Raw genomic sequence first — 16,185 nt, 5'->3', positions numbered from 1 at the left:
CTGCGGACCCGTCAACTAGTACGCTCGCACCGCCTCATGGCGGTCGTGGGGCTGGACGAGTAGGCGGGTGGAGCATGGCTGGCGAGGCGGAGGCGACCCAGGAGCTGTCGGTGACTCCCGACGTGGTGGCGGGCGGCGCGACGCAGGTCTCCGACGAGGTGGTGGAGAAGATCACGGTGGCTGCCGCCCGGGCCGTGCCCGGGGTGGCCGACCTCGGCGGCGATCTGGCGCGCTTCTTCAACGCGGTGCTGGACAAGGTCGGGCTGGACCAGGTCGGTGACGCCCGGCGCGGCTGCTCCGCCCATGTCACCAACGGCGCGGCGGTGATCAACCTGGTCATCGTGATCGACGCCGGCCGGCCGGTGCCCGAGGTGACCGACGCGGTCCGCTCGGCGGTGACCTCCGCCGTCGAGGCGTACGGGCTGCGGGTCGACGAGATCAACATCCGGGTCGACGACGTGGCTCTGGGCGGGCCGGTGGCGCCGTCGGCCTGAGGCGAGTTACCGACCGGTACGCACATCCTTAGTAATCGTTCAGGCGACCGTTCTACACTCGGTCTTCAGTCGAGGACTCGAGGAGGAGCTCCGCGCATGGACGCCGACGAGATCGCCGCCGGTCGGGCCCGCTGGCAGGCCCGTTACGACGCGGCCCGCAAGCGGGACGCGGACTTCACCACGCTCTCCGGCATGGCCGTGGACCCGGTGTACGGCCCACCGGAGGGCGTGCCCTACCCCGGGTTCGAGCGGATCGGCTGGCCGGGCGAGTTCCCGTACACCCGGGGCCTCCACCCGACCGGCTACCGCGGGCGGACCTGGACCATCCGGCAGTTCGCCGGCTTCGGCAACGCCCAGCAGACCAACGAGCGCTACAAGATGATCCTCGGCGCCGGTGGCGGCGGCCTCTCCGTCGCCTTCGACATGCCGACCCTGATGGGGCGCGACTCCGACGACCCGCAGTCGCTCGGCGAGGTCGGGCACTGCGGCGTGGCCATCGACTCGGCCGCCGACATGGAGGTGCTCTTCGACGGCATCGACCTGGCCGGCGTGACCACCTCGATGACCATCTCCGGCCCGGCCGTGCCGGTCTTCTGCATGTACCTGGTCGCCGCCGAGCGGCAGGGCGCCGACCTGTCCACCCTGGACGGCACGCTCCAGACGGACATCTTCAAGGAGTACATCGCGCAGAAGGAGTGGCTGTTCGACCCCGAGCCGCACCTGCGCCTGATCGGCGACCTGATGGAGTACTGCGCCCGGGAGATCCCGAGGTACAAGCCGCTGTCGGTCTCCGGCTACCACATCCGCGAGGCCGGCGCGACCGCCGCGCAGGAGTTGGCGTACACCCTGGCCGACGGGTTCGGCTACGTGGAGCTGGGCCTCTCCCGCGGGCTGGACGTCAACGTCTTCGCGCCGGGGCTGAGCTTCTTCTTCGACTCCCACGTGGACTTCTTCGAGGAGATCGCCAAGTTCCGGGCCGCTCGCCGGATCTGGGCCCGCTGGCTGCGTGACGTCTACGGCGCCACCAGCGAGAAGGCGCTCTGGCTGAGGTTCCACACCCAGACCGCCGGGGTCTCGCTGACCGCCCAGCAGCCGGTCAACAACGTGGTCCGGACCGCAGTGGAGGCCCTCGCGGCGGTGCTCGGCGGCACCAACTCGCTGCACACCAACGCCCTCGACGAGACCCTCGCCCTGCCCACCGACGAGTCGGCCGAGATCGCCCTGCGTACCCAGCAGGTGCTGATGGAGGAGACCGGGGTGACCAACGTGGCCGACCCGCTCGGCGGATCCTGGTACGTCGAGGCGCTCACCGACCGGATCGAGGCCGAGGCGGAGAAGATCTTCGCCCGGATCAAGCAGCTCGGTGGGGACGGCCCACACAAGATCGGCCCGATGACCTCGGGCATTCTGCGCGGCATCGAGGACGGCTGGTTCACCGGGCACATCGCCGAGTCCGCCTTCGTCTACCAGCAGGCGCTGGAGAAGGGCGACAAGAGGATCGTCGGCGTGAACTGCCACACCGGCACCGTCGCCAAGGACCTGGAGATCCTGCGCATCTCGCACGAGGTGGAGTTGGAGCAGCGGCGGGTGCTCGCCGAGCGCAAGGCCGGCCGCGACGACGCCGCGGTCAGGGCCGCCGTGCAGCGCATGGTCGAGGTCGGCCGGACCGGCGAGAACATGATCCCGGCGATGCTGGACGCGGTCCGCGCCGAGGCCACCCTGGGCGAGATCTGCGACGCGCTGCGCGCCGAGTGGGGCGTCTACCGCGAGCCCGCCCGGTTCTAGGTGTTAAGGAGGGGCCCCTTCCCTACGCGAGGCGTTAAGAAGGGGCCCCTCCTTGCGTCCGACCAGGGGTGAGAGTTGCAACTGTCGCCGTCGCGGTTGATCTGAGTTCCGCGGGACACGTGCGAGACTAGACAACCATGAGCGACCCACGGATCACCTCGTCGATCTTCACCCGCGGCGCGGTCGACCTCAGCGCACTGCGTAGCGCCGCAACCACCCCTGCCCCGGTCAAGGCCGGGCCCCCCGCCGGCGCTCCCGGCGGTGCCGTCGGCGGGGTCAGCGTCATCGACGTGACCGAGGCGACCTTCCAGTCCGAGGTCCTCGAACGCTCGCTGACCACCCCGGTGATCGTGGACTTCTGGGCCGAGTGGTGCGAGCCCTGCAAGCAGCTCTCGCCGGTGCTGGAACGGCTGGCGGTGGAGGGCGGCGGCGCGTGGGTGCTGGCCAAGGTGGACGTGGACGCCAACCCGCGGATCGCCCAGATGTTCCGGGTGCAGGGCATCCCGATGGTCTACGCGATCGTCGGCGGGCAGCCGATCGACGCCTTCTCCGGCGTGGTGCCGGAGGCCCAGCTGCGCCAGTGGATCCAGGCCGTCCTGAAGGCCGGCGGGGTCAGCGTCGCCGCGCCGGAGGACCCCCGTCTCGACGCGGCGGACGACGCCCTGATGAGCGGTGACCTGGACGCGGCCGAGCGGGCGTACCGGAAGATCCTCGCGGATTCGCCGACCGACGCGGTGGCGGAGGCGGGCCTCGCCCAGGTCGGGCTGGCCCGCCGGGTGGCCGGCGTCGACCCGCAGGCGGCGCTCGCCGCCGCGGCGGCCGCACCCGACGATGTCGACGCGCAGCTGCTGGCCGCCGACGTCGAGGTGCTCAGCGGCCTGGCCGAGCAGGCCTACCAGCGTCTCGTCGGCCTGGTCCGCCGGGCCGCCGGCGACGACCGGGAGAAGGTACGCCAGCACCTGGTCGGCCTCTTCACCATCGCCGGCCCGGAGGACCCGGCCGTGGCCTCGGCCCGACGGGCCCTGGCCAGCGCGCTGTTCTGAGTTCGTAGCACGCCAGCGCGGGCCGGCGTACCGGCCGGCCCGCCCGACCGCCGAGGACGGGAGCCCATGATGCGCCGGATCGCCGTCCTCGACGCGCCGACAAACCTCGGGCTGCGCCCGCCGACCGTCACCTCCGTCCCGGGCTGCGGCAAGGCACCCGGCGCGCTGCGCGACCACGACCTGCTCGCCCGGTTACGGGCCCGCGACGCCGGCTGCCTCACCCCGCCCCGGTACGACCCCGGCGACTGGCGGCCCGGCGACGGGGTCTGCCACGCCCCGGAGATCTCCGCGTACTCGGTGGCGCTGGCCGACCGGATCGGCGCGATCATCGATCGGGGTGAGTTCCCCCTGGTGCTGGGCGGGGACTGCTCGGTGCTGCTCGGCTCGGCGCTGGCGATGCACCGGCTCGGTGAGGCGGTCGGCGGCCGGATCGGGCTGGTCTTCGTCGACGGGCACTCCGACTTCCGGCACCCCGGCAACGCCTCCTACGTGGGCGCGGCGGCGGGCGAGGACCTGGCCCTGGTCACCGGTCGGGGGCAGGCCGACCTGGCCGCCATCGAGGGGCGCCGCCCGTACTTCCGGGACATCGACGTGGTGGTGCTCGGCATCCGGGCGCAGGACGAGTACCGTCTCGACCTCCAGGCCGCCGGGATCACCACCCGGCCGGTGCCGGCGCTGCGGGCCGAGGGCGCGGCCCGGACCGCCCAGTGGGCCCACGAGCAGTTGGCGGACTGCGCCGGCTACTGGGTGCACATCGACGTGGACGTGCTCGACCCGGCGGTGATGCCGGCCGTGGATGCGCCCGACCCGGGCGGGATCGCCTTCGCCGAGCTGGAGATCCTGCTCGCCGGTCTGGTGGACACCCCGCACTGTCTCGGCGTCGAGCTGACCGTCTTCGACCCCGACTACGACCCGGACGGGACGTACGCCAGCGAGATCGTCAACACGGTGGTGTCCGGTCTGGCCCCGGTCTCGGCGCCGAGCGCGCTGCCGCCCCGGCTGCTGCCCGCCGCCCCGGCGCCCCGGCGTGGCGGACGCGCCGTCGATCGTCCGCTGCTGCCACCCCCGGCGGACAGCCCGGCCCCCGCGGTCGCCGTGGAGCCCATCGGCCCGGCACCGACCGACCCCGCAGCCGCCGAGGACGAGCCCTCCACCCCGATCACCGGGGGCCCGATCGCCGGCTGAACCCGCACGATCCGGGAGGTAGTGGCCTCCGGGCGGGGTCGAGGGCACCACCTCCGCGATCGAGCGTGATCCCGGGGCCGGTGGGCGGGCGGGGGCGGGCTCGGGGGTCAGCGGGCGGCGAGGGCGCGCAGGAAACGCTCGCTGATCGGGACGGCACTGGCCGTGCTGGAGCCGCCCTGCTCGACGAAGACGGCGAACGCGATGTCGCCCTGCCAGCCGACGAACCAGGCGTGGGTGTGCTCCGGGTTGTTGTCGTACTCGGCGGTGCCGGTCTTGCCGTGCACCGGCTTGCCGGGGACGTCCTTCAACGCGCTGCCCGAGCCGCTGGTGACCACCGCGCGCATCATCGTCTTCAGCGCCGCCACGGACTCGGCCTTGAGGGCCGGACCGGCCGCTGCGGGCCGCTGCGGGGCCGGGTCGAGCACGAGCTTCGGCTGCTCCCAGTGGCCCCGGGCGACGGCGGCGGTGGCACCGGCCATGGCCAGCGGACTGACCACCGTGGTGCCCTGCCCGATCGCGGCGGCGGCCTGCTCGGTGGCGGAGCCGTTGGCGGACACCTTGCCGGTGAAGACGTCCGCGCCGAGATCCCACTCGCCCTCCAGGCCGAGGCTGCGCCCGGCCTGCGCCAGCCCGTCCGGGCCGAGCTTCGGGGCGAGCGAGGCGAAGGCGGTGTTGCACGACTTCGCGAAGTCGGTGGTGAACGGGACCGACCCCAGCTCGAAGTTGTCGGAGTTCTTGAACGGGCGGCCGTCCACCACGAACGTCTTCGGGCAGGGCACGGTCGCCTGCGGGGTCACCGCGCCCCCGTCCAGCAGGGCGAGCGAGCTGACCATCTTGAAGGTCGAGCCGGGCGGGACCTGGGCGGTGAAGGCGAGGTTCTCGCCGGCCGGGCCGGGGCCGTTGGCGGCGGCCAGCACCGCGCCGTCGCTGATCCGTACGGCCACGAGGGCGGAGCGCCGGGACTCTCCGCGCAGCGCCGCGTCGGCGGCGTTCTGGGTGGCCACGTCGAGGGTGGTCCGCAGCGGCTGGCCGGGCTTGGGCTCGCTGCGGAACACCTCGGTGCCGGTGGGGGTTCTGGTGCCGTCGGGACCGGGGCGTTCGGTGACCACGGTCAGCCCGGGGACGCCGCGCAGCCGGTCGTCGTACCGGCCCTGGAGGCCGCCGTGGCCGACCATGTCACCGGCGACGTACTTGTCGGGGTGGGCCTGGATGTCGTCGGCCTGGGCCTGGTCCACCGAGCCGAGCAGGGCCCGGGCGAACTCCCGGGTGGGCGCCAGGTCGAGCTTGTCGGCCTGGAACTTGGTGCCGGGCAGGTCGTAGATCCGGGGCTTGATCTGCCGGTACGCCTCGTCGCGCAGCGTCACCACCTCGACGAACGCGCCAGGGTCGGCCTCGGCGAGGCGCTTGGGCAGATCGGTGAGGTCGACCGGCGGGACGAGCGCGGGACGGATCGCCTTGAAGGCGGTGTCGAGCTGGCGTACCAGCGCCTTCACGTCGCCGGCCTCGCTGGGCTGCACGCCCACCCGGACCACCGGCCGGGGCGCGACGATCGGGTTGCCCGCGCCGTCCAGCAGCCCGGCCCGGGGCGCGGTGTCGCGGCGCAACGCGAGCCGGTCACCCTTCTCCAGCTTCTCCTGGACGATGGCGGGCTCCCAGATCACCTGCCACTGGTCGTCGTCGCCGCGCTTGAGGCGTACCGGGCTCTCGTAGGCCCAGCGGGTCTGGCCCGGCAGGGACCAGGTCACCTGGACCCGCGCGGTGGCGACGTCGGCGGTGATCTCTGCGTTGCCGGTCCGCTTCAGCTCCGGCGGGGTGGCGGCCAGCTCGCCGGAGAGCGCCTTGATCTCCTTCGCCACCTCGTCGGCGGGGAGGCGGGTGCCGGCCGGGTCGATGAAGCCCACCGACTGGAGGTTGCCGGAGTGCCAGCCCTTCAGGAACGCGTCCACGCTGCGCTCCGGCCCGTCCTCGCCGGAGCACCCGGTCAGCCCGGCGGCCGTCAGCGCGGCGGCGGCCAGGGCCGCGAGGACCGGGCGGCGGGGGAAGCGGCGGCGGCGAACGGGGTGCGACACGGGCATGAAGCAGTCCTTCCGGTGTGAAGCTGCCCTGCACGCTAGTACGCCGGGCGTGTTTCCTCCGCCCCGCCTCCGCGCCGCTGCCGCTCCGACGTAGCGGAATGGCACCTCCGGCGGTGTGATGAACATCGCGAGCCGGGGTACTCCGCGACCGGCCGACCACGGACCCGCAACGGGTGAAAGGACAGAGTCCCGAACCGGACGTCCGGCCAGTGGTCCGCCGACGAACGGTCAGAGCGGCAGGGCCTAGGCTGGGCGGCAGAGTGACCCACAATGCGGTGGGTCGAGGGGAGTGGCACCGATGGACCGGCGTCCGGCGACAAAACCGGGACCCGACCTCCGGCAGGTTGACACCGGCCGGGAAGACGACAGCTTCGACACGGCGACCGACGGGGACGGTTTCGGTCGTCTTGACACAGGAGTGACCGGGATGACCGGTTCTAGCATCGACACCCTTCACGAGCTGGGCCTGCCGGCGCAGGCGCTGGCCGACGAGTCGGAGGGCACCGAGCTGGACGAGCCGGTACCCAACGCGGAGCGCCTGGTGGCCCAGGCCGTCGCGCTGGCCGGGCACGACCACGACGCGGCGACCCTGGTCGACCGTTTCTGGCGCTTCGCGCCGGACGAGGAGCTGATCGGCTTCACCGCCGAGGAGATGCTCGACGCCGCCCGGGCGCACCGGGAGCTGGCGCAGCAGCGCGTACCGGGTGAGCTGAAGCTGCGCATCCACGAGCCGGACGCGCAGCAGCACCACACGGTCATCGAGATCGTGACCGACGACATGCCGTTCCTGGTCGACTCGGTGACCGCGCTGCTCAACACGTACCACCTGGACGTGCACCTGCTGGTGCACCCGCTGGTGGTGGTCCGGCGGGAGCCGTTGGGCCGGCTGACCGAGGTCTCCGCCGACGTGGAGCCGGACGACGCGATCGCCGGCGACCTGGTCGAGAGCTGGATGCACATCGAGATCGACCCGGTGCGCGACCCGGCCGAGCGGGAGCGGCTGCGCAAGGAGCTGCAGCGGGTGCTCACCGACGTCCGCGAGGCGGTCGAGGACTGGCCGAAGATGCGCCAGCGGGCCCTGGCCCTCGCCGACGAGCTGGCCGCCGCGCGGACCTCCGAGAGCCGCCCGCCGGTGCCGGAGAAGGACATCACCGACTCGGTGGAGCTGCTGCGCTGGCTGGCGCACGACCACTTCACCTTCCTCGGCTACCGCGAGTACCGGCTGGTCGACACCGACGGTGCGGACGGCGGTCAAGCCCTTGAGGCCGTCCTCGGCACCGGGCTGGGCATCCTGCGCTCGGATTCGCCGGAGGCCCGGTCGCTGTCGTCGATGACGCCCGAGGCGCACGAGAAGGTGCTGGAGAAGCGCCTGCTGATCATCACCAAGGCGAACTCGCGGGCGACCGTGCACCGTTCGGCCTACCTCGACTACATCGGCTTCAAGATCTTCAACGAGGCCGGCGAGGTGGTCGGGGAGCGGCGCTTCCTGGGCCTGTTCTCCACGGCGGCGTACCGGACCAGCGTGCAGGAGCTGCCGGTGGTCCGCCGCAAGGTCGCCGAGGTGCTGGACCGCTCCGGGCTGAGCCTGCGCAGCCACTCCGGCAAGGACCTGTTGCAGATCCTGGAGACCTACCCGCGCGACGAGCTGTTCCAGATCAAGACCGACGACCTCTACCACGCGGCGGTCGGCGTGCTGCGGATGGCCGGCCGCCGGCAGCTGCGGGTGTTCCTGCGCCGCGACGGGTACGGGCGGTTCATCTCGTGCCTGATCTATCTGCCGCGGGACCGGTTCACCACCCAGAACCGGCTGCGCATGCAGGACATCCTGCTGCGTGAGCTGAACGGCGTCGGGGTCGACTACACCACCCGGGTCACCGAGTCGATGCTCGCCCGGGTGCACTTCACCGTCCGGACCGACCCGGGCAACCCGCCCGGGGACATCGACGCCGATCTGCTCGCCGAGGAACTGGCCGACGCGACCCGGCTCTGGGACGACGACTACCGCCTGGTGCTGGAGCGCAAGCTCGGCGACGAGCAGGCCAAGCACCTGTTCGCCCGGTACGCCGACGCGTTCCCGGAGGGTTACAAGGACGGGCACACGCCGTACGAGGCGATGAAGGACCTGGCCAAGCTGGAGCTGCTGGAGGAGCCCGGCCAGCTGGAGATGCACCTGTTCCGCAAGCAGGTGCCGCCGCGCGTCGAGGAACGGACCGAAGTCGGCGAGGCCATGGACGTCCGGTTCAAGGTCTACCGGTACGGCGAGCCGATGATGCTCTCCGCCGTGCTGCCGGTGCTGCACTCGCTCGGCGTCCGGGTCGTCGACGAGCACCCGTACGAGGTGGACCGGGTCGACGGCCGGGTCTTCCTGTACGACTTCGGCCTGCGGTTGCCGGAGGCGCACCAGGATCTGGCCGAGGTCCGCCCGCACGCGGAGAACGCCTTCGCCGCCGCCTGGCGGGGCGAGGCCGAGGTGGACGGCTTCAACGAGTTGGTCCTCCGGGCCGGCCTCACCTGGCGGCAGGTGGTGGTGCTTCGGGCGTACGCGAAGTACCTGCGGCAGGCGGGCACCGTCTTCTCCCAGGAGTACATGGAGCAGACGTTCATCGCGTACCCGAAGATCGCCTCGCTGTTGGTGGAGCTCTTCGAGGCCCGGTTCGCCCCGGGCGAGACCACGATGGACGAGCGGCGGCAGCGCAGCGGTGAGCTGGTCACCGCGATCGGCGAGGCGCTGGACGAGGTGGCGAGCCTCGACCAGGACCGCATCCTGCGGTCGTACCTGACGTTGATGCAGGCCACCCTGCGGACCAGCTTCTACCAGAAGCCGGTCGGCGGGCGGCCCAAGTCGTACGTGGCGTTCAAGCTGGATCCGCAGGCGATCCCGGACCTGCCGGCGCCGCGGCCCAAGTTCGAGATCTTCGTCTACTCGCCCCGGTTCGAGGGCGTGCACCTGCGGTTCGGGCCGGTGGCCCGGGGCGGCCTGCGCTGGTCGGACCGGCGGGAGGACTTCCGCACCGAGGTGCTCGGCCTGGTCAAGGCGCAGATGGTGAAGAACGCCGTGATCGTGCCGGTAGGCGCCAAGGGCGGCTTCGTGCTCAAGCAGAAGCCGGGCGACCGGGACGAGGCGGTGGCCTGCTACAAGGAGTTCGTCGGGGCGTTGCTGGACGTCACCGACAACATCGCCAGCGGGGAGATCGTGCCGCCGGAGGACGTGGTCCGGCACGACGGCGACGACCCGTACATGGTGGTGGCGGCGGACAAGGGCACCGCGACGTTCTCCGACATCGCCAACGAGATCTCGGCCGGGCACGACTTCTGGCTGGGCGACGCGTTCGCCTCCGGCGGTTCGGCCGGCTACGACCACAAGAAGATGGGCATCACCGCCCGGGGCGCCTGGGAGTCGGTGAAGCGGCACTTCCGGGAGCTGGGGCACGACACCCAGACCCAGGACTTCACGGTGGTCGGCGTCGGTGACATGTCCGGCGACGTGTTCGGCAACGGGATGCTGCTGTCCCAGCACATCCGGCTGGTGGCCGCGTTCGACCACCGGCACATCTTCCTGGACCCGGACCCGGACGCGGCCGCCTCCTGGCAGGAGCGCAAGCGGCTGTTCGACCTGCCCCGGTCGTCCTGGGAGGACTACAACCCGGAGCTGATCTCCGAGGGCGGCGGGGTGTACTCGCGTACCGCCAAGTCGGTTCCGGTCAGCCCGCAGGTGCGGGCGCGGCTCGGCCTCGACGACGACGTGGAGCAGATCTCGCCGCAGGAGCTGATGAAGGCGATCCTCACCGCGCCGGTGGACCTGTTCTGGAACGGCGGCATCGGCACCTACGTGAAGGCGTCGACGCAGAGCAACGCCGAGGTCGGGGACAAGTCCAACGACGCCATCCGGGTCGATGGCAAGAGCCTGCGGTGCCGGGTCGCCGGCGAGGGCGGCAACCTGGGCTGGACCCAGCACGGCCGGATCGAGTACGCGCAGAACGGCGGGCGGATCTTCACCGACTTCATCGACAACGCGGCCGGGGTGGACTGCTCCGACCACGAGGTGAACATCAAGATTCTGCTCAACACGGCGGTCGCCGACGGCGAGCTGGATCGGCCCGAGCGCGACGAGCTGCTGGCCCAGATGACCGACGAGGTCGCCCAGCTGGTGCTGCGGAGCAACTACGAGCAGGCCCGCGCGCTCATCAACGCCCAGGCACAGGCCGCCTCGTTGTTGCCGGTGCACCGTCGGATGATCAGCGAGTTGGAGCGGGCCGGGCAGATCAACCGGGCGCTGGAGGCGCTCCCGCCGGACGAGGAGCTCGCGGTCCGCACCGAGACCGGGCTGACCGCGCCGGAGTTCGCGGTGCTGCTGGCGTACGTGAAGATGGTGCTGGAGCGCGAGGTCGTCGGCGAGGGGCTGGCCGACGAGGAGTGGACGACCGAGATCCTGGTCAACTACTTCCCCACTCCGCTGCGGGAGCGGTTCGCCGACCGGATGGGCCGCCACCGGCTGCGCCGGGACATCGTCACCACCGTGCTGGTCAACGAGGCGATCAACCGGGGTGGCATCTCGTTCGTCTTCCGCACCGTCGAGGAGACGGCGGCGTCGGCGGCGGACGTGCTGCGGGCGTACGTGGTGGTGCGCGAGGTGTTCGGGTTGCGCGACGTCTGGCAGGCGATCGAGGCGCTGGACAACAAGGTCTCGCCGGAACTGCAGACGAGCGTCTACCTGGACACCCGCCGGCTGCTCGACCGCGCGGTGCGCTGGCTGGTGACGAACCGGCGCTCGCCGATCGACGTGCCGGGCGAGATCGCCCGGCTGCGGGATGGGGTGGCGCAGCTCCTGCCCGACCTGGAGAACCTCTTCTTCGGCAGCGAGCGGGAGGCGATCGTCGCCCACATCGACTCGCTGACCGAGAAGGGGCTGCCCCGCGAGCTGGCCGAGCAGGCGACCCGCCTGATGTACAGCTTCGGCCTGCTCGACGTGGTGGAGACCGCCCAGTCGACCGGCCGGGACGTGAGCGAGGTGGCCGCGGTCTACTTCGTCCTCTCCGACCGGTTCCGGGTGGACGCCCTGCTGTCGAAGATCTCCCTGCTGCCGCGGGAGGACCGTTGGCAGACGCTGGCCCGGATGGCGCTGCGTTACGACCTGTACGCCGCGCTGGCCGCGCTCACCGCGGAGGTCCTCGGCTCCACCCCGGACAGCGTGTCGCCGGTCGACCGGGTGCAGGAGTGGGAGCAGGCGAACGCCACCTCGATCCACCGGGCGCACCGGGCGATGGGTGAGTTCGACGAGTCCCGGGCCGATCTCTCCGCGCTGTCGGTGCTGCTGCGGCAGATCCGTACCCTGGTGCGGACGTCGGCGGCGGCCTGACCCGGGGACGGACACCGGCGCGGCCCGGTGGTCGGAATCCGACCACCGGGCCGCGCCCGTCCGTACCACCTCACGGGGTCATGCTGGCGAAGGCGATGACGTTGTCGACGTAGCTGCCCGCGCTCTGGTCGAAGGTCCCGCCGCAGGTGACCACCCGCAGGCCGGGCTGGTCGCTGGGGCCGTAGACCAGGTCGGTGGGGAAGGCCGTCTTCGGGTACGACTTGACCTCGTTGACGGTGAACGTCGCGGTCGAGCCGTCCTCCCGGGCGATGCTGATGGTGTCGCCGCGCTGGAGCGCGCCGAGGTTGAAGAAGACCGCCGGTCCGATCTTGGCCGAGTCGACGTGGCCGACGATGACGGCGTTGCCGGGCTCGCCGGGGCTCGCGCCGGGGGAGTACCAGCCTGCCTTCATGGCCTGGTCAAGCGGGGGGACCTGGACGGTGCCGTCCGGGTTGGTGCCGAGGGACATGATCTCGGCCTGCACCCCGATCTTGGGGATCGAGATGGTCGTCGGGGTCGACCGGGGCAGCCCGGCGGGGGCGACGTCCGGGTTCGCCGGGTCCGTGGCTCCGTCGCCGGCGGGCGTCTGGTCGGCGGTCACCGTACCGGTGCCGTAGCCGGAGCCCGGTATGCCGGCCGTGGTCGGATCGGCGGGGCCGGCCTGGGCGAGCGGCTGGGGCGGGCGGGGCGGCGGCACGGTTCGGAAGGACGCACCGATCATGCCGGCGCCCAGCATGGCGAGGAGAACGACGACGGCCGCGCCGGCGGCGCGCCACGGTCTCCCGTGACGGCCGCCGGCCCGTGTCGCCGTCCGGTCAGACGAGGTCATTGGCCCGACGCCGGCGCAGCAGAACCATCCCGCCCAGGGCGGCGGCACTGATCACGCCCACCCCGCTGGCGGCCATGTTGCGGTCCATGCTGGTGGTGGTCATGCCACCGTCACCACCGTCGACGTGACCCCGCGGGAAGCAGTGGTCGCGGTCCTTGCGGTCCTCGTCCCTGCGGTCCTCGTCCTTGCGGTTCTCGTGCTTGCGGTTCTCGTCCTTGAAGTCGTGGTCCTTGCCGTCGCGCTCCTTGTTGTCCCGGTCGTTGCGCTCTTCGTTCTTGAAGTCGTGGTCCTTGCCGTCGCGCTCCTTGTTGTCCCGGTCGTTGCGCTCTTCGTCCTTGCGGTCCTGGTCCTTGCCGTCGTGGTCCTTGCGGTCCTGGTCCTTGCGGTCCTCGTCCTTGCGGTCCTGGTCCTTGCCGTCGTGGTCCTTGCGGTCCTCGTCCTTGCGGTCCTCGTCCTTGCGGTCCTCGTCCTTGCGGTCCTCGTCCTTGCGGTCCTCGTCCTTGCGGTCCTGGTCCTTGCGGTCCATGTCCGACTGGTCGTCGGTCATGCCGCCGCCCTGGCCCCAGTCGCCGGGCTGCCAGCTCTCGTCGGACCGGCCGTCCCAGTCCTTGCCCTTTTCGTCCTTGCGGTCCTGGTCCTTGCGGTCCTGGTCCTTGCGGTCCTCGTCCTTGCGGTCGCGGTCCTTGCCCTTCTCGTCCTTGCCGTCGTGGTTCTTGCGGTCCTCGTCCTTGAAGTCGAAGTCCTTGCGGTCCTCGTCCTTGCGGTCGAAGTCCTTGCGGTCGAAGTTCTTACGGTCCCAGTCCTCGTGGCCCCCAGGGCAGGTCTCAAGAAGGCTGACCTGCGGCTTGGCGGCGACGTTGCCCACGTACGCGCTGTGTCCGGCCGCGTTCGCCATCGCAGGCGAGAACAGCAGCAGGGACGCACCACCGAGAGCGGCGCCCGCAACGACCTTCCCGAGCATCTTCTTTCCCATGACCAGCGTCACTCCATCCCTGTTCGTCCTGAACTCGACGACGGTCGAGCTACGCCAGACGTTAGACCTTTCTGCGGCTTATCCGGGGAAACATTCGCGTTTAGGAGTTTGTCGAGTTTTGGGGGGCATAGAAGGGCTAAGGAGGTGTCGGCCCGCCATTGGGCTTTCCGGGGTCTTCCCGGTTGGTGTGGCCCGCTGGGGTCCGCGTGTGCCGGGTCGTTCCGTCGCGACGTCGCCCCGCCGCGTTCCACCTGCCTGGACCCGTTTGCCGGTAACCGGCCGTACCCGCGCCGGATGGGCTCTTCACCCCGGACGCCGGCCGGAACGGCATCGAGGCATTGCCATGGAAGCGCTCCCATGCAAGAATCTCTGCACGCGGTCAGGGGAGCCACACCGCGAGTACAGACGTCGAGGGCAACCGGGTCACCGGGCGGCGTTCTGACCGTCGGCCGGCCGCACCTCGCCGGTCGCGTTCACCACCACCACGCCCGTCCGGGTCGGGCACCCCCCGAAGACACCGTGGCACCGACGGCCGTCCCAGTCGGACGTCCCGAGGGGCCTCTTTCGCCGGGTACGTACGCGGATCCGGTCTCGCCCAAGGAGATCAGTGGTATGAATCTGTGGAGAAGGCTGTCCGGCCGGAGCCGGGCCCTCGCACTCACCGGTGCGGGCGTCCTGGTCGCCGGCGGGCTGGTGACCCTCCCGGTCACCGCGGCGCAGGCCGCGACCCAGTGCCGGGTGGACTACACCACCAACGACTGGCCGGGCGGCTTCACCGCCAACCTGACGATCAACAACCTCGGCGACGCGCTCAACTCGTGGACGCTCGGGTTCACCTTCCCGAACGGCCAGCAGAAGGTCGTCAACGGCTGGTCGGGGATCTGGACGCAGAGCGGCCAGAACGTCACCGTGAAGAACGAGTCCTACAACGGCTCGCTGCCGAGCGGCTCCAGCACCACCATCGGGTTCAACGGCTCCTGGAGCGGCAGCAACCCGAAGCCGACCCAGTTCACCCTGAACGGCACGGTCTGCAACGGGGGCACCCCGCCGACCAGCGCCCCGCCGACCACGACGCCCCCGACCAGCGCCCCGCCGACCACCGCCCCGCCGCCGACCACGGCCCCGCCGCCCACCACCCCGCCGCCGGGGCAGAAGGTGGACAACCCGTACGCCGGGGTCAAGGGGTACGTGAACCCGGAGTGGAAGGCCAAGGCGGAGGGCGAGCCGGGCGGCAGCCGGGTCTCGAACAACCCGACCGCGGTCTGGCTGGACCGGATCGCCGCCATCAACGGCACCCCGAACAGCAGCTCCAACGGTGCGATGGGGGTCCGGGACCACCTGGACGCCGCGCTCGCCCAGGGCGCCGGTTACATCCAGTTCGTCATCTACAACCTGCCCGGCCGCGACTGCTCGGCGCTGGCCTCCAACGGTGAGCTGGGTCCGAACGACCTGCCTCGCTACAAGGCCGAGTACATCGACCCGATCGCCGCGATCCAGAGCGACGCGAAGTACCGCAACCTGCGGATCATCAACATCATCGAGATCGACTCGCTGCCCAACCTGGTGACCAACACCTCGGGCAACGCGGGCGGCACCGTGATGTGCGACACGGTCAAGGCCAACGGCGCGTACGTGAACGGCGTCGGCTACGCCCTGGCCAAGCTGGGTGCGATCGGCAACGTCTACAACTACGTCGACGCCGCGCACCACGGCTGGATCGGCTGGGACACCAACCTCGTCCCGACCATCCAGGTCATCAAGCAGGCCGCCACCGCCTCCGGCAGCACGGTCCGCAACGTGCACGGCTTCATCGTCAACACGGCGAACTACTCCGCGCTGCAGGAGCCGTACGTCAAGATCACCGACAACGTGAACGGCCAGACCGTGCGGCAGTCCAAGTGGATCGACTGGAACCAGTACGTCGACGAGCTGTCGTTCGCCCAGGCGTTCCGGCAGCAGGCGATCTCGAACGGCTTCGACAGCGGTATCGGCATGCTGATCGACACCTCCCGTAACGGTTGGGGCGGCACCGCCCGGCCCACCGGCCCGGGCGCGACGACCAGCGTCGACACCTACGTCGACGGCGGCCGGATCGACCGGCGGTTCCACACCGGCAACTGGTGCAACCAGGCCGGTGCCGGCCTCGGTGAGCGGCCCCGGGCCAACCCGGCGAGCGGCATCGACGCGTACGTCTGGGTGAAGCCCCCGGGCGAGTCGGACGGCTCCAGCAAGGAGATCCCGAACAACGAGGGCAAGGGCTTCGACCAGATGTGCGACCCGAACTACGGCGGCAACGCCCGCAACGGCAACAGCAAGAGCGGTGCCCTGCCGAACGCGCCGATCTCGGGCGCCTGGTTCTCCGCGCAGTTCCAGGAGCTCATGCGCAACGCCTACCCGCCGCTCTCCTGAGCCAGCGGCCGGCCCACCCGTCGCGGCGGGAGTGAG

9 protein-coding genes are annotated in these 16,185 nt (G+C 71.2%); 6 read left to right on the top strand and 3 right to left on the bottom strand.

Annotated elements, in window-relative coordinates:
• The first annotated feature begins 74 nt into the window (after positions 1 to 74).
• From GA0070604_RS26020 to GA0070604_RS26005, 4 genes are all read left to right on the top strand, one after another.
• Positions 75 to 494, top strand: coding sequence for an Asp23/Gls24 family envelope stress response protein (locus GA0070604_RS26020; protein ID WP_091124081.1), 420 nt, complete (start codon positions 75 to 77; stop codon positions 492 to 494).
• Between the two features lie 96 nt (positions 495 to 590).
• On the top strand, positions 591 to 2,279 hold the full coding sequence (gene icmA, locus GA0070604_RS26015; protein WP_091124077.1) for a coenzyme B12-dependent isobutyryl-CoA mutase large subunit: 1,689 nt from the start codon (positions 591 to 593) through the stop codon (positions 2,277 to 2,279).
• A gap of 137 nt (positions 2,280 to 2,416) precedes the next feature.
• Positions 2,417 to 3,322 (top strand): tetratricopeptide repeat protein, encoded by a 906-nt coding sequence (locus GA0070604_RS26010; RefSeq protein ID WP_091124073.1) that lies wholly within the window; start codon positions 2,417 to 2,419, stop codon positions 3,320 to 3,322.
• Positions 3,323 to 3,388: 66 nt separating this feature from the next.
• Positions 3,389 to 4,507 carry an arginase family protein gene (locus tag GA0070604_RS26005; protein WP_091124070.1) on the top strand — a complete coding sequence of 373 codons (1,119 nt, stop codon included), beginning with the start codon at positions 3,389 to 3,391 and terminating at the stop codon, positions 4,505 to 4,507.
• 107 nt (positions 4,508 to 4,614) lie between these two features.
• On the opposite strand, the gene GA0070604_RS26000 is transcribed toward GA0070604_RS26005, so the two are convergent.
• On the bottom strand, positions 4,615 to 6,582 hold the full coding sequence (locus GA0070604_RS26000; protein WP_091124066.1) for a penicillin-binding transpeptidase domain-containing protein: 1,968 nt from the start codon (positions 6,580 to 6,582) through the stop codon (positions 4,615 to 4,617).
• Positions 6,583 to 6,880: 298 nt separating this feature from the next.
• Here GA0070604_RS26000 and GA0070604_RS25995 point away from each other — a divergent pair, with 298 nt between their 5' ends.
• Positions 6,881 to 11,938 (top strand): NAD-glutamate dehydrogenase, encoded by a 5,058-nt coding sequence (locus GA0070604_RS25995; protein WP_091124063.1) that lies wholly within the window; start codon positions 6,881 to 6,883, stop codon positions 11,936 to 11,938.
• Between the two features lie 70 nt (positions 11,939 to 12,008).
• Here GA0070604_RS25995 and GA0070604_RS25990 read toward each other — a convergent pair whose 3' ends face one another.
• On the bottom strand, positions 12,009 to 12,767 hold the full coding sequence (locus GA0070604_RS25990; RefSeq protein WP_091124059.1) for a class F sortase: 759 nt from the start codon (positions 12,765 to 12,767) through the stop codon (positions 12,009 to 12,011).
• On the bottom strand, positions 12,754 to 13,740 hold the full coding sequence (locus GA0070604_RS25985) for a hypothetical protein (protein ID WP_141721401.1): 987 nt from the start codon (positions 13,738 to 13,740) through the stop codon (positions 12,754 to 12,756). Before GA0070604_RS25985 ends, GA0070604_RS25990 begins: the two co-directional genes overlap by 14 nt.
• Positions 13,741 to 14,352: 612 nt before the next feature.
• Here GA0070604_RS25985 and GA0070604_RS25980 point away from each other — a divergent pair.
• Positions 14,353 to 16,149 carry a glycoside hydrolase family 6 protein gene (locus GA0070604_RS25980; RefSeq protein WP_091124050.1) on the top strand — a complete coding sequence of 599 codons (1,797 nt, stop codon included), beginning with the start codon at positions 14,353 to 14,355 and terminating at the stop codon, positions 16,147 to 16,149.
• Positions 16,150 to 16,185: the final 36 nt, after the last annotated feature.

This window comes from Micromonospora eburnea (assembly GCF_900090225.1).
Taxonomy (GTDB): domain Bacteria; phylum Actinomycetota; class Actinomycetes; order Mycobacteriales; family Micromonosporaceae; genus Micromonospora; species Micromonospora eburnea.
Note: the sequence above shows the minus strand (reverse complement) of the source record. Positions and strands in the feature narration are given on the sequence as shown.

Bases quoted from the DNA above. Each gene is read 5' to 3' on its own strand.
- GA0070604_RS26020 (WP_091124081.1), top strand. From the start codon at position 75: ATGGCTGGCGAGGCGGAGGCGACCCAGGAGCTGTCGGTGACTCCCGAC.
- icmA (WP_091124077.1), top strand. From the start codon at position 591: ATGGACGCCGACGAGATCGCCGCCGGTCGGGCCCGCTGGCAGGCCCGT.
- GA0070604_RS26010 (WP_091124073.1), top strand. From the start codon at position 2,417: ATGAGCGACCCACGGATCACCTCGTCGATCTTCACCCGCGGCGCGGTC.
- GA0070604_RS26005 (WP_091124070.1), top strand. From the start codon at position 3,389: ATGATGCGCCGGATCGCCGTCCTCGACGCGCCGACAAACCTCGGGCTG.
- GA0070604_RS26000 (WP_091124066.1), bottom strand. From the start codon at position 6,582: ATGCCCGTGTCGCACCCCGTTCGCCGCCGCCGCTTCCCCCGCCGCCCG.
- GA0070604_RS25995 (WP_091124063.1), top strand. From the start codon at position 6,881: ATGGACCGGCGTCCGGCGACAAAACCGGGACCCGACCTCCGGCAGGTT.
- GA0070604_RS25990 (WP_091124059.1), bottom strand. From the start codon at position 12,767: ATGACCTCGTCTGACCGGACGGCGACACGGGCCGGCGGCCGTCACGGG.
- GA0070604_RS25985 (WP_141721401.1), bottom strand. From the start codon at position 13,740: ATGGGAAAGAAGATGCTCGGGAAGGTCGTTGCGGGCGCCGCTCTCGGT.
- GA0070604_RS25980 (WP_091124050.1), top strand. From the start codon at position 14,353: ATGAATCTGTGGAGAAGGCTGTCCGGCCGGAGCCGGGCCCTCGCACTC.